The sequence below is a fragment of the Cupriavidus sp. 2TAF22 genome, from assembly GCF_052115045.1.
Lineage (GTDB): Bacteria > Pseudomonadota > Gammaproteobacteria > Burkholderiales > Burkholderiaceae > Cupriavidus.
In genome coordinates this window covers 156,988-169,915 of the sequence record NZ_JBFRFX010000004.1, presented here as the reverse complement: position 1 = coordinate 169,915, position 12,928 = coordinate 156,988, and the positions used below count along the sequence as shown (strand labels likewise).

The following is a 12,928-nucleotide window of genomic DNA, read 5'->3' as shown; positions in this document are numbered from 1 at the left end:
GCTTACTCGGTGCGGTCCGCGGCAGGGCGGCGGTCCTGCGGGCTGGCCGGCGTGGCCGGGGCGGCAGGGCTGGCGGCCATGTCGGGCGCCGGCGGGGGTGTCGCGGCCTGGTCCTGCGCAGCCTCGCGGCGTTCGATTTCCTCGCGCGTGGAGGTGGACAGGTCCCAGCTGGCGATGAACAGCGCGGCGATCAGCGGACCGATGACGAAGCCGTTCAGCCCGAACAGCGCCATGCCGCCCAGCGTGGAGATCAGGACCACCCAGTCGGGCATGCGGGTGTCCTTGCCGACCAGGATGGGGCGCAGCACGTTGTCCACCGCGCCGATCACCACCACGCAGAAGCCGATCAGGATCGAGCCCTTGCCGACGTCGCCGGTCAGCAGGAAGTAGATTGCCACCGGCCCCCAGATCAGCGCCGCGCCGATGGCGGGCAGCAGCGAAAGGAAGGCCATCAGCACGCCCCACAGCAGCGAGCCCTGGATGCCGAGGAACCAGAAGATCAGGCCGCCGAGCGCGCCTTGCACCGCCGCCACGGCGATATTGCCCTTGACGGTGGCGCGCGCCACGGTGGTGAACTTGCGCAACAGGTGCAGCTTGTGCGGCTCGCTCAGCGGGATGGCATGCACGATGCGGCGCGAGATCTCGGGGCCATCGCGCAGCAGGAAAAACAGCAGGTACAGCATCACGCCGAAGCTGATCACGAACTGGAAGGTGTTCTGTCCGATGCTCAGCGCCTGTGTGGCAATCAGCTGGCTGGCCTGGGCGGCGCCGGCGGTCAGCTTTCGCTGCAGGTCGGCGATGTCCGAAAGGCCGAAGCGTTCCAGCACCCTGCCGATGGAAGGCGGCAGCGCATGCACCGCTTGCTGGAAGTAGGAGCCGAAGTTGATCTGGCCCGACTTGATCTGCTGGTAGACCATGCTGATTTCCTGCATCAGCGCGCCGGTGACGAAGATCAGCGGCAGCACCACGATCAGCAGGCACAGCGTGAGCGTGGTCAGCGCGGCCAGGTTGCGGCGACCGCCCATGCGGCGCGTGAGCCAGTTGTTCGGCGGTGTGAAGATGATGGCGAGGATGGCGCCCCAGAACACGGCGCCGAAGAATGGCCACAGCACGAAGCAAAAGGCTATCGAGACTGCCGCCAGGAGCAGATAGAACGCCTTCTGCTGCATATCCGCTCGTTGGGTCATTGCGCTCTACCTTGCGTGGCAAATCCTTCGGGGCTGGTCTAAAAAGGACCTCGCCCGGATCTCGTTTCCGCAACGGGTTCCTGCCGCGCGCGCCATGTGGAGATCTGGCGTGACTGGTGCCGCGGCGCGCTGCGCGGTGTGCCCCGTGGCGCGTGTGCGCGGGACAGGGCCGCCAGTGCGGCGGCCCGGCATGACGGCATCTAGCGTACCAGGGGGTCGCGGAAGCCGGTGTCGATGGTGCCGGCGGGGGTATCGCCGGGGCCGGGCCGTGCCTGCCGTGCCTCGGCCGTGCCTTTCTGCCAGGTCTCGTAGGCCCAGTAGCCGGCCGCCGCCAGGCCGCCCAACTTGGCGAGCTTCCAGCCCCAGCGCAGCACCGGGGTCCTGCGCACCAGGGGCAGGGCCAGGGACACGGCCGAACTGAGCATCGGATAGTCCTTGGCCAGGCCTAGCAGCTTGAGCCAGGAGGCTGGCCGCGTCATGCGTGGCAGCCATGTGCTGAAGCGGCCGAGCCGGACCGCGCCGCCACGCACCTGGCGCAGGGCCTCGGCGCAGTCATGGCGCTCAATCAGGGCACGCGTGATCAGCAATTCCTTGCGGATCGCGAGTGGCAGGCGGACTTCGCGGGAATGACGCACGGGGCGGGGATGCGCGCGGGGCTGCCCGGTAGCGCGGGCCGCCGCCGTATCCGCCTGGTCGTCGGGCGCCTCGGGGGGAGTGGATGGCGTGCTCATCGGCGCAGGATCTCCCGGTCTTTGTCGATCTCGGCCAGCGTGGCCTCGAACAGGGGCGGGGCGTTGCGCACGAGATGGCGCGCCATGGCCAGGCAGGCCACGCAGGCGAGCAGGTAGAGCGCGACCAGCGCGCCCAGGGCCTGCCAGCGGTAGGAATCCCAGAATACGATGGCGATCAGGAACGTAAGCGTGACCATGGACAGGCCGAAGAACACCAGGCCGAAGCAGGCCAGCAAGGCCATCTTCATCAGGCGGGTTCGTTCTTCCGCGAGTTCGACGGTGGCAAGTTCGAGGCGCGTCAGCATCATCGCCACCAACGATCCTGCCAGGCTGCGCAGGGCGTCCATGAACTTGGGGGAAGGGGTGGGGTCGCTCATGCAATTCCGGCAAGGGCGTGCAACGGAAGGCTGCACCGGTTGCGGACGGGAAGCCAGGCGGGCGGCGTAAGGCCTGCCCGCGAGGCATTCGCCCTGCATGCCCGCCAGGCGGGCCTGCAGGGCGCTCGGGTTCTGGTGCCGGGCCCGCTGGCCCGGCAGTTCGAAAAATCCGAATTACTTGCGGTTGAGCAGCAGGCCGACCAGCAGGCCGACGCCGGCCGCCACGCCCACGGCGCGCCACGGGTGATCGTGCACGTAGTCATCGGTGGCGCGAGCTGCCGCCTTGCTCTTGGTGACGACTGCGTCCTGCAGGTCCTGGGCTTTCTCCTTGGCTTGCTTCAGCAGGCCCATGCCGCGTTCGCGCAGTTCGGCGGCTTTCTCGCCAGTGGTCGAGGCCGCTTGCTTAAGCAGTTCTTCGGCATCGGACAACACGGTCTTGACATCGCTCATCAGTTTCTCCTGTTTGCGGGCGGTGGTTTCGGATTGTGACATTTTGCCTTCCTCGCACGTTCTCGGGCATTTTTCTCGCCCTCTTTCCTAGCATATGCGGGGAACCGCCGTGGTTTCAACACCACGGGTCCGACATCGCATGTAGGACAGTAACGTATGTCAAAGGTCCTAAAGACACAAAGGTGATTTTGTAGTGACTTTATATTCGTTTGGGTTGGATCGCAATCGGACTAGACTGGTTCAACCCTAATTTGGCCCATGAAGGAGACATTAATGGCATTACGTCTTGGCGACCTCGCCCCGGATTTCGAGCAGGATTCCAGTGAAGGCCAGATCAGCTTCCACCAGTGGCTTGGCGATAGCTGGGGCGTGCTGTTCTCGCACCCGGCCGATTTCACGCCCGTCTGCACCACCGAACTGGGCCTGACCGCCAAGCTCAAGGGCGACTTCGCCAGCCGCAACGTCAAGGCCATTGCGCTGTCGGTCGACTCGGTCGAATCCCATCGGGAGTGGATCAAGGACATCAACGATACCCAGGGCACGGTGGTCAACTTCCCGATCATCGCCGATGGCGACCGCAAGGTCTCGCAGCTCTACGACATGATCCATCCCAACGCGAACGAAACCCTGACGGTGCGTTCGCTGTTCGTGATCGATCCGAAGAAGAAGGTGCGCCTGATCATCACGTATCCGGCCAGCACCGGGCGCAATTTCAACGAGATCCTGCGGGTGATCGATTCGCTGCAGCTCACCGACAACCACAGCGTCGCCACGCCGGGCAACTGGCAGGACGGCGATGACGTGGTGATCGTGCCTTCGCTGAAGGACGAGGAAGTCATCAGGCAGAAATTCCCGAAGGGCTACAAGGCCGTGCGGCCCTATCTTCGGTTGACGCCGCAGCCCAACAGGTAATGGCCTTGCGGCCGGCCGGGCGCATTGCGCCGGGCCGGAGCGTCACGGTGTTGTAACGCGATGGGCTCGCCCGTCGTCTCTCCTTGGTAGTGTGCTTGGCCCGGCTTCGCAGCCGGGCCTTTTTATTTCTCGGGAGAGATTGGTCGCAACGGGCGGCGGTGCCGCGCAGGCTTCAGTAGAACGCCTGGATGCCGGTCTGGGCGCGGCCCAGGATCAGCGCGTGGATGTCATGCGTGCCCTCGTAGGTATTGACGACCTCGAGGTTCACCACATGGCGGATCACGCCGAATTCGTCCGAGATGCCGTTGCCGCCGAGCATGTCGCGCGCCACGCGGGCGATGTCCAGCGACTTGCCGCAGGAATTGCGCTTCATGATCGAGGTGATCTCGACCGCGGCGGTGCCTTCGTCCTTCATGCGGCCCAGGCGCAGGCAGCCTTGCAGGCCCAGCGTGATCTCGGTCTGCATGTCGGCCAGCTTCTTCTGCACGAGCTGGTTGGCGGCCAGCGGGCGGCCGAACTGCAGGCGGTCCAGGGTGTACTGGCGGGCGGTGTGCCAGCAGAATTCGGCGGCGCCGAGCGCGCCCCAGGCGATACCGTAGCGCGCCGAGTTCAGGCAGGTGAAGGGACCCTTCAGGCCGGACACGCCGGGCATCAGGTTTTCCTCCGGCACGAACACCTGGTCCATGACGATTTCGCCGGTGATCGAGGTGCGCAGGCCCACCTTGCCGTGGATGGCGGGAGCCGTCAGGCCCTTCCAGCCCTTTTCCAGGATAAAGCCGCGGATGGCTTCCTTGCCATCGTCGCCGGCCAGCTTGCCCCACACCACGAACACATCGGCGATCGGCGAGTTGGTGATCCACATCTTGGCGCCGCTCAGCTCATAGCCGCCGGCGACCTTCTTGGCGCGCGTGACCATGGAGCCCGGGTCGGAGCCGTGATTGGGTTCGGTCAGGCCGAAGCAGCCGATCCATTCGCCGCTGGCCAGCTTGGGCAGGTATTTCTGCTTCTGCGCTTCGCTGCCGAATTCATGGATCGGCACCATCACCAGCGACGACTGCACGCTCATCATCGAGCGATAGCCCGAATCCACACGTTCCACTTCGCGCGCGATCAGGCCGTAGGCCACGTAGTTCAGGCCCGGGCCACCGTATTGCTCGGGAATGGTCGGGCCGAGCAGGCCGAGTTCGCCCATTTCACGGAAGATCTCGATGTCGGTCTTCTCATTGCGGAACGATTGCAGCACGCGCGGGGCGAGCTTGTCCTGGCAATAGGCCTGGGCGGCATCGCGCACCATGCGCTCGTCGTCGCTCAGTTGGTGGTCCAGCAACAGCGGGTCGGCCCAGTGGAATTCGGCGTTGGCAGCCATGTAGGTCTCCTTCGGTAGTGCAGTTCGTAGTGCAGGTGGTCTTGCAGATAGGTCGGGCAGTCTCGCGGGCGGCCCGGAACTCAACATCATCGGCGCATTCCGCGGTCTGTCGTGACGCTTTTCAGTTCCGCATTGCGGAACCTTGTTCCGATGATGTAGTATAGCGCAATGCGCCGTCCGTGCAATAGCCGGAATCGGCACCCGCAATACGACCGTTCGCTGACCGGCCGCGGTGCGTTCCCATCCAACCAGCCGGAGCCGTCCCTTGGCCACTGAATCGCAAGCCTTGTCCGCCACGAAGGATGCGGATGCCGCCGGCGCCGCGCCGCGCGAAAGCGATCCCAATTTCGTCGCCGCCCTGGCGCGCGGCCTGGAACTGCTGCGCTGCTTCCGCACCGGCGAATCGATGCTGGGCAACCAGGACTTCGTGCGCCGTACCGGCTTCCCGAAGGCGACCGTGAGCAGGCTGGCCGGCACGCTGGTGCAGCTCGGCTACCTGCGCTACGACGACAGCCTGGGCAAGTACGCGCTCGACGCCGGCGTGCTGGCGCTGGGCTATTCGTATCTGGCGGCATCCAACGTGGTGACGCTGGCACGCCCGCATATGCTGGCGTTTGCGCAGGCGTACGGGGTGTCTGTGTCGCTGGGCAAGCGCGAGCGGCTGGACGTGATCTATCTCGAGTCGATCCGCAACGATGCCGGCGTGATGCTCGGACTGGGCGTGGGATCGCGGCTCTCGCTGGTATCCAGCTCGATGGGGCGCGCCTATCTGGCAGCCTTGACGGCAGCCAGGCGCGACCGCGTGCTGGCGGAGTTCGCACAGGCCTTTCCGGAGCAATGGAAGACCCAGGAGGCGGCCATGCGCGCGTCGGTGACGCAGGCCGCTGCACGGGGCTATGCGGCATCGTTCCGCGACTGGCACCCGGCGATCCACGCCTGCGCGGTGGCCTTCCGGCCGGTGGGGGAGAAGGAGCTGCACATGCTGAGCTGCAGCGCGTCGTACGGCTCGGTGGAAGAGGCCGAATTCCACGACAAGCTGGCGCCGGCCCTGCGCGCGCTGGCGGCGCGGCTGTCGGACCCGGCGTCCTGAAGCACGGCCCGCGCCGGGGTCCTCCGGGGTCCTTCCTGTCTTGAAGCGTTTCCCGCAGACGCCTAGAGATCGGTGCGCAGTTTCCAGAGTTCGGGGAACAGCACCACGTCGAGCATCTTGCGCAGGTAGCTCACGCCTTCCGTGCCGCCGGTGCCGCGCTTGAAGCCGATCACGCGCTCCACGGTGGTGACATGGCGGAAGCGCCATTGCCGGAACGCATCTTCCAGGTCGACGAACTTCTCGCCCAGTTCATACAGTTCCCAGTGCGCCTCGGGCTGGCGATAGACCTCCAGCCACGCAGCCTCCACCGAGGCATTCTCCCCGGCAGGGCGGGTCCAGTCGCGTTCGATGCAGGCCGCGTCGATGGCGAAGCCGCGCCGCGCCATCAGGCGGATCGCTTCGTCATAGAGCGACGGCGTGCGCAGCGCCTCTTCCACCAGCGCCAGGTGCTCCGGCCGGTGCGCGTGCGGAAGCAGCATGGCGGCGTTCTTGTTGCCGAGGATGAACTCGATCTCGCGATACTGGTAGGACTGGAAGCCGGAGGACATGCCCAGGTAGGGACGCATCGCCGTGTACTCCGGCGGCGTCATGGTGGCCAGCACGCTCCACGCCTGCACCAGCTGCTCCATGATGCGCGACACGCGCGTGAGCATCTTGAAGGCCGGCGGCAACTGGTCGCACCGCACGCATTCGCGCGCCGCGCGCAGTTCGTGCAGCGCCAGCTTCATCCACAGTTCGCTGGTCTGGTGCTGCACGATGAACAGCATCTCGTTGTGCTCGGGCGAGAGCGGATGCTGGGCGTTGAGGATCTGGTCCAGCGCCAGGTAGTCGCCGTAGCTCATGTCCCTGGCGAAGTCCATCTGCGCGTCGTGCCAGGCGGCATCGTTCCCGCTTGCCGCCGCGCTGCCCGCGCCCGACATCGGGCATCCCTTGTTGATCGTCATGGCGAATTCCTGTTCAGGTCACCTGGCCGCGGGCCTGGTGACGCGCTTCCTTGTAGCTGCCGCTGTCGAGCACGTCGCGCAGCACCTCCACCGCATCCCACACGTCGGTAAAGCCGATGTACAGCGGGGTGAAGCCGAAGCGTGCAATGCGTGGTTCGCGGTAATCGCCGATCACGCCGCGCTCGATCAGCGCCTGCACCACCGCGAAGCCGTCGGGATGGGCAAGGCTGACATGGCTGCCGCGGCGTGCATGCGCGCGCGGCGTGGCCAGTTCGAGCGGGTGGTGGCCGCAGCGCTGCTCCACCAGCGCGACGAAGAGATCGGTCAGCAACAGCGACTTGGCGCGCAGCGCCCGCATGTCGGTCTGGGCGAAGATGTCGAGCCCGCATTCGACCATGGCCAGCGAGGTCACGGGCTGCGTGCCGCACAGGAAGCGGCCGACCCCTTCGCGCGGCCGGTAGCCCGGTTCCATCGCGAACGGCGCGGCATGGCCCCACCAGCCGGACAGCGGCTGCCAGAATGCATCGCGCAGCGCGGGCGCCACCCACAGGAAGGCCGGCGAACCGGGCCCGCCGTTGAGGTACTTGTAGGTGCAGCCGACCGCGTAGTCCGCGCCCGATGCCTTCAGCGCAACCGGCACCGCGCCGGCCGAATGCGCCAGGTCCCACACCGTCAGCGCGCCGCACGCGTGCGCCATCTCGGTCACGGCGGCCATGTCCAGCATCTCGCCGCTCTGGTAGTTCACGTGGGTCAGCATCAACACCGCGGTGTCGGCATCGACCGCCGCCTCGATCTCCGCCGGCGAATTCACCAGGCGCAGCGAATAGCCCTGCTGCAGCAGGTCCGCAAGGCCCTGCGCGATATAGAGGTCGGTGGGAAAGTTGCTGGCTTCCGAGACGATCACCTTGCGCCTGGGGTCGCGCGCCTGCTGCACGCGCAGCGCTGCCGCCAGGACCTTGAACAGGTTGATCGACGTGGTGTCCGTCACCACCACTTCGTCCTCGCCGGCGCCGATCAGCGGCGCCAGCTTGTTGCCCAGGCGCTGCGGCAGTTCGAACCAGCCGGCCGTGTTCCAGCTGCAGATCAGGCCCGTGCCCCATTCCTCGCTCACCACCTCGGCGGCGCGCGCGGCGGCACTGCGCGGGCGGGCGCCCAGCGAATTGCCGTCGAGATAGATCACGCCCTCGGGCAGCGCGAATTGGTCGCGCAGGCTGCGCAGCGGGTCCTGCTGGTCTAGCGCGAGACATTGCGCGCGGGTTTGTACGGTCATGGGCGAAGCGTCCTGGAAGAGTTCAGTGGTTCAGTGTCGGGTGGGTGGCGACGCGGCTCCGCGTCATGCCAGGCTGCGCAGTACCGCGCGCACCGGGCTGGCGTCGAGGCCCGCCAGGCGCAGCGGCAGCGCGATCAGTTCATAGTCGCCTTCGTCGACCGCATCGAGCACCAGCCCCTCGAGGATGGCCAGCCGGTGCCGGCGCACCATGCGGTGCGCATCCATGGTCTTGGATTGCTGCGGGTCCAGCGAAGGCGTGTCGATGCCGACCAGCGTCACGCCGTGCGCAGCCAGCAGGGCGATGGTCTCTGGCGCGACCGCGCAGAAATCCGGATCCCAGTGCGCCAGCGGCGCCTGCCGATAAGTGCGCAGCAGCACGCGCGGCGGTGTGCCGGCCAGCGCGTGCCCGAGATGGCGCGGCTCGACCACCGGTGCGGCGCCGATGCAGTGGATGACGCGGCAGGGGCCGAGGTAGGGCGCCAGGTCCACCGCGCCGATGGGCGCGCCGTCGGCGGCGTAGTGCAGTGGCGCGTCGGCATGGGCGCCGGTGTGCGGCGACAAGGTGATGCGGCCGACATTCACCGGGCAGTGCGCGTCCATCTGCCAGGCGCGCTCTTCCTGGAACGGCGTGTCGCCCGGCCACACCGGGGTGGCGGGCGACAGCGGCGGGCTGATGTCCCACAACTGGCGTTCGGTGGGGGGTGCGAGGGCGGCTTGGTCTGTCATTGGCTGGTCGCGCCGTCATCCGGCGCTCCTTGGCTCAGTGGGGAGCGGATGACGGCATGATAGTCAATATTCCGGGCAAGAGGCTTGCTAAATGCCTGGGGTTTTGGTCGCGAATTCGCATAGAATTTCACGAGACGACAAAATGTGTAAATAATCTGCGAAATGAATCTCGACCCCACCGATTTGCGCATCCTGAGCTGCCTGCAGGAGAACGGACGCATCAGCAACCAGGACCTGGCGGACCGCGTGGCGCTGTCGCCGTCGGCCTGCCTGCGGCGGGTGCGGTTGCTGGAAGAAAGCGGCGTGATCGGCGGCTATCGCGCCTGGTTCGATGCCGAGCGGCTCGGGCTGGAAATCGAAGCGATCGTGCAGGTGTCGATGCGGCACGACGTGGAAGGCTGGCACGACACCTTCAACGCGGCGGTGCAGGCGTGGCCTGAAGTGGTGTCTGCCTACATCATCACCGGCGACAGCAACTACATCCTCAAGGTGCAGGCGCGCAACCTCAAGCACTACTCGGATTTCATCGTCAACCGGCTCTACCGCACGCCGGGCGTGATGGACATCCGCTCCAATATCGTGCTGCAGAAGATCAAGACCGATGGCTCCCCACTGGCCGTGATCAAGGGCTCGCCCGGCACATGAGCGCAGGCCCCGCTAGCGCGGCGCGTGCAGCGCGATCAGCCGGCGCAGCGTGTCCTTGAGCTGGTCGGCCTGCGCGGCGCCGAAGTCGTCCAGCACCTGCTGCTCGTGCACGGCGGCCTGGTCGAGCAGGGCGCGGGCACGGGTGCGGCCGCCCGCGGTGATGGAGACCAGCGCATGGCGGCGGTCATGCGCGCCGTTGCGGCGCGTGACCAGGCCGCTGGCCTCCATGCGGTCGATCAGCTTGGTCAGGGTAGGCTGCTTGGTGAGGGTGATATCGGCCAGGGCGCCGATGGTGCAGGCGGGCCGGTCGGCCAGCGTGGCCAGCACGCGCCATTCGGGCACGGAGAAACCCGCGGCTTCCACCTGCCGGTGGAATTCGCCCGAAACGAGATAGCTTGCGCGCGCCAGCAGGTAAGGCAGGTAGCCGTCGACGAAGGCAGGCTTGGACGATTGCGTCATGGCCGTGCGCCCGGCGCCTCAGTCCGCCAGCGGGTAGGTGGTGGCGAAGCGTCCGTCGTGGAACACCAGCGGGCTGCCGCCGTCATCGTGCACGCCGCAGCGCTCCACCTCGCCCACGAAGATCACATGGTCGCCCTCGTCGTACCGGCTGCGGTTATGGCATTCGAACCACGCCAGCGCATTGCTCAGGATGGGCAGGCCGTTCTCGGACAGGCGGTAGTCCACGCCGGCGAAACGATCGCCCTTGAGCGTGGCGAAGCGCTGGCACAGGTCCAGCTGCGTGGATGACAGCACATTGATGATGTAGTGCGAGCCGTCGCGGAACATCGGCAGGCTGTTCGCGCGCGTGGCCATGCTCCACAGCACCAGGGGCGGGTCCAGCGATACCGAGTTGAAGGAGCTGGCGGTGATGCCCACGAACGGCACGCCCGGGGGCGAGCCAGGGCCCGCACGGGTGGTGATGACCGTCACGCCGGTGGCGAACTGCGACAGCGTGCGCCGGAAGTGCAGCGTATCGAAATCGGGAGAAGCAGCCTTGCCGATCATGCGCGGCGTGGCCTCAGGCATGCCCATAGCGCGGGCTCCACTTGAATCCATGAAATTTCATATATTATTTGCGCCAGCGACAAGAAGCACAAGTACAAGCTAATGCGTCCGGTGCCAGGCATCGGTGGGCTGGCGCACCAAGGCTGCCCGCGGGCCTGCCGGGACGCGGCGGATTCCGCACTGGAGGAGACAACATGCTCATCGAGCACATCGAACACCGCTGGCTGGCGGCGTTCCGTCATACCCTCGAACTCTGCGCCCTGTCGGCCGGACAAGTCGTGGGGATTGTAACGGAGTCCCAATCCCGTCCTGTCAATGTGGAGTTGGCCGAGCTGGCGGTGCAGGCGCTCGGCGCCACGCCGGTACGCATCCGGGTGCCGTCCGCGCCCCTCAGTGCGCCCGCCCCGGTGCGCTCCACCGGCGCCAGCGACGCGCTCCGGCAACTTGCTCCGGTAGTGGCCGCGCTGCAACGCTGCCACCTGGTGATCGACTGCACCGTGGAAGGCCTGCTGCACGCTCCCGAGTTGCCGCGCATCCTGCAGGGCGCCGACGGCATCGTGCCGCGGTTGCTGATGGTCAGCAACGAACATCCCGAAATCCTCGAGCGCTGCCAGCCCGATGCTGCGCTGGAGGGCAGCGTGCGCGCCGCCATGAAGCGCCTGCGCGGCGCGCGCGAGATGCGCGTGCGTTCGGCGGCCGGAACCGAGCTGCGCATCGGCCTCGGCGACGCCCGCGTGGGCGGCGTGTGGGGCTACTGCAACAAGCCGGGGCAGGTCGCGCACTGGCCGGGCGGCCTGTGCCTGGCATTTCCCGCCGGTGGCCAGGTCAACGGCACGCTGGTGCTGGCGCCCGGCGACGTCAACCTGACCTTCAAGACCTACCTGCGCGACATCATCGTCTGCCATGTCGAGGATGACTACATCGTCGCCATCGAAGGCCTGGGTGTCGACGCCGACATGATGCGCGGCTACTACGCGGCGTGGGCCGACCGCGAAGGCACGCGCGATGCCTATGCGGTTTCCCACGTGGGCTGGGGCATGAACCCGCAGGCGCGCTGGGATGCGATGACGTTCTACGACAAGCGCGACTGCAACGGTACCGAGCTGCGCGCCTTTGCCGGCAACTTCCTCTATTCGACCGGCGCCAACGAGGTCGCCGGCCGCCACACCCTTGGCCACTTCGACCTGCCGCTGCGCAATTGCACCGTCACGCTGGACGGGGCGAACGAGGTCGAGGAAGGCAGGCTGGCCGCGGCCAGCTGATGCGATGGCCGGGCAGACCATTTGAAGAGGGCAGGCGCATGACAGGAAACGCAATGGCAGAGACCACAAAGACCACAGCGACCACAAAGACCACCATCCACACCCATCCCAACGGCATCGCCACCATCGCGCAGGGCGATGGCCCGGTGGCGGTGGTGATGCTGCATGGCATCGGCGGCGGCAAGGCCGCGTGGCCGGCGCAGCTCGACGCGCTGGCGCAGGCGGGCTATCGCGCCGTGGCCTGGGACATGCCTGGCTACGGCGCGAGCGCAATGATCGAGCCCTACGATTTCGCCGGGCTGGCGCAAGCGCTGATGCCGGTGTTGCAGGCCGAGCGCGACGCCGGCCGGCGCGTCCTGCTGCTGGGTCACAGCATGGGCGGCATGGTGGCGCAGCAAGCATACGCCGCCGCACCCGCGCTGATCGACGGCATGGTGCTGTCCGGTACCTCGCCGGCGTTCGGCAAGGCTGATGGCCAGTGGCAGCGCGACTTCGTCGCCGCGCGCACGGCGCCGCTCGACGCGGGCAAGACCATGGCCGAAATGGCGAGCGGGCTGGTGCGCGCGATGGTGGCGCCGCAGGCGGATGCCGATGCGGTAGCCTTCGCCGCCAGCGTGATGGCTGCCGTCCCCCCCGCGACCTATCGCGCCGCGCTGCAGGCGCTGGTGCGTTTCGATTGCCGCGAGCTGCTGGCGCGCATCACGGTGCCGGTGCTGGCGCTGGCCGGCGAGCACGACGCCAATGCGGCACCGGCGGTGATGGAGCGCATGGCGCAGAAGATCGCCGGCGCCGAGTACCTGTGCCTGCCGGCGGTGGGTCACCTCGCATGCATGGAACGGCCCGCGGCATTCAATGCCGCCGTGCTCGCTTTCCTCGGCCGCCATTTTCCCGCGCGCTGAAGGCGGCGTTTCACCAGAAAACACAAGCAATAGCGAGGCATCGCCGCGCGACGATGCCCGGGAG

15 protein-coding genes are annotated in these 12,928 nt (G+C 67.0%); 5 read left to right on the top strand and 10 right to left on the bottom strand.

Going from position 1 to position 12,928, the window contains the following annotated elements:
* Positions 1-2 precede the first annotated feature (2 nt).
* From AB4Z48_RS07185 to AB4Z48_RS07170, 4 genes are all read right to left on the bottom strand, one after another.
* Positions 3-1,187, bottom strand: coding sequence for an AI-2E family transporter (locus AB4Z48_RS07185; protein WP_441613207.1), 1,185 nt, complete (start codon positions 1,185-1,187; stop codon positions 3-5).
* Positions 1,188-1,387: 200 nt separating this feature from the next.
* Positions 1,388-1,918, bottom strand: a complete 531-nt coding sequence (locus tag AB4Z48_RS07180) for a DUF3318 domain-containing protein (protein WP_441613206.1) — start codon at positions 1,916-1,918, stop codon at positions 1,388-1,390.
* A complete protein-coding gene (locus tag AB4Z48_RS07175; RefSeq protein ID WP_441613205.1) occupies positions 1,915-2,295 on the bottom strand; it encodes a phage holin family protein in 381 nt (126 codons plus the stop codon). Before AB4Z48_RS07175 ends, AB4Z48_RS07180 begins: the two co-directional genes overlap by 4 nt.
* A 174-nt stretch (positions 2,296-2,469) precedes the next feature.
* Positions 2,470-2,787, bottom strand: coding sequence for a DUF883 family protein (locus AB4Z48_RS07170; RefSeq protein ID WP_369796917.1), 318 nt, complete (start codon positions 2,785-2,787; stop codon positions 2,470-2,472).
* A 231-nt stretch (positions 2,788-3,018) separates the two neighbouring features.
* Between AB4Z48_RS07170 and AB4Z48_RS07165 the strand changes: the two genes are divergently transcribed.
* Positions 3,019-3,657 carry a peroxiredoxin gene (locus AB4Z48_RS07165; protein ID WP_441613204.1) on the top strand — a complete coding sequence of 213 codons (639 nt, stop codon included), beginning with the start codon at positions 3,019-3,021 and terminating at the stop codon, positions 3,655-3,657.
* A gap of 172 nt (positions 3,658-3,829) precedes the next feature.
* Here the strand turns inward: AB4Z48_RS07165 and AB4Z48_RS07160 are convergent, their stop codons facing one another.
* The gene (locus AB4Z48_RS07160; protein WP_441613203.1) at positions 3,830-5,023 is read right to left on the bottom strand and encodes an acyl-CoA dehydrogenase; all 1,194 of its coding nucleotides are present in this window, start codon (positions 5,021-5,023) and stop codon (positions 3,830-3,832) included.
* Positions 5,024-5,288: 265 nt separating this feature from the next.
* Between AB4Z48_RS07160 and AB4Z48_RS07155 the strand changes: the two genes are divergently transcribed.
* Positions 5,289-6,113 carry an IclR family transcriptional regulator gene (locus AB4Z48_RS07155; protein WP_441613202.1) on the top strand — a complete coding sequence of 275 codons (825 nt, stop codon included), beginning with the start codon at positions 5,289-5,291 and terminating at the stop codon, positions 6,111-6,113.
* 62 nt (positions 6,114-6,175) lie between these two features.
* Here AB4Z48_RS07155 and kynA read toward each other — a convergent pair whose 3' ends face one another.
* From kynA to kynB, 3 genes are all read right to left on the bottom strand, one after another.
* Positions 6,176-7,057 (bottom strand): tryptophan 2,3-dioxygenase, encoded by an 882-nt coding sequence (kynA, locus tag AB4Z48_RS07150; RefSeq protein WP_441613201.1) that lies wholly within the window; start codon positions 7,055-7,057, stop codon positions 6,176-6,178.
* A 13-nt stretch (positions 7,058-7,070) separates the two neighbouring features.
* Complete coding sequence (gene kynU / locus AB4Z48_RS07145) at positions 7,071-8,327, bottom strand: kynureninase (protein ID WP_441613200.1); 1,257 nt, start codon at positions 8,325-8,327, stop codon at positions 7,071-7,073.
* Positions 8,328-8,390: 63 nt separating this feature from the next.
* Positions 8,391-9,053, bottom strand: a complete 663-nt coding sequence (kynB, locus tag AB4Z48_RS07140; RefSeq protein WP_441613199.1) for an arylformamidase — start codon at positions 9,051-9,053, stop codon at positions 8,391-8,393.
* A 162-nt stretch (positions 9,054-9,215) separates the two neighbouring features.
* Here kynB and AB4Z48_RS07135 point away from each other — a divergent pair, with 162 nt between their 5' ends.
* Entirely contained in the window at positions 9,216-9,698 is a 483-nt protein-coding gene (locus tag AB4Z48_RS07135) for an Lrp/AsnC family transcriptional regulator (protein WP_441613198.1), read from the top strand.
* Positions 9,699-9,710: 12 nt separating this feature from the next.
* On the opposite strand, the gene AB4Z48_RS07130 is transcribed toward AB4Z48_RS07135, so the two are convergent.
* Positions 9,711-10,157 carry a MarR family winged helix-turn-helix transcriptional regulator gene (locus tag AB4Z48_RS07130; protein ID WP_441613197.1) on the bottom strand — a complete coding sequence of 149 codons (447 nt, stop codon included), beginning with the start codon at positions 10,155-10,157 and terminating at the stop codon, positions 9,711-9,713.
* A gap of 18 nt (positions 10,158-10,175) precedes the next feature.
* Entirely contained in the window at positions 10,176-10,730 is a 555-nt protein-coding gene (locus AB4Z48_RS07125; protein ID WP_441613196.1) for a flavin reductase family protein, read from the bottom strand.
* A gap of 167 nt (positions 10,731-10,897) precedes the next feature.
* Here AB4Z48_RS07125 and AB4Z48_RS07120 point away from each other — a divergent pair, with 167 nt between their 5' ends.
* Positions 10,898-11,965, top strand: coding sequence for a peptidase M29 (locus tag AB4Z48_RS07120; RefSeq protein ID WP_441613195.1), 1,068 nt, complete (start codon positions 10,898-10,900; stop codon positions 11,963-11,965).
* 53 nt (positions 11,966-12,018) lie between these two features.
* The gene (locus AB4Z48_RS07115; RefSeq protein ID WP_441613194.1) at positions 12,019-12,864 is read left to right on the top strand and encodes an alpha/beta fold hydrolase; all 846 of its coding nucleotides are present in this window, start codon (positions 12,019-12,021) and stop codon (positions 12,862-12,864) included.
* Positions 12,865-12,928: the final 64 nt, after the last annotated feature.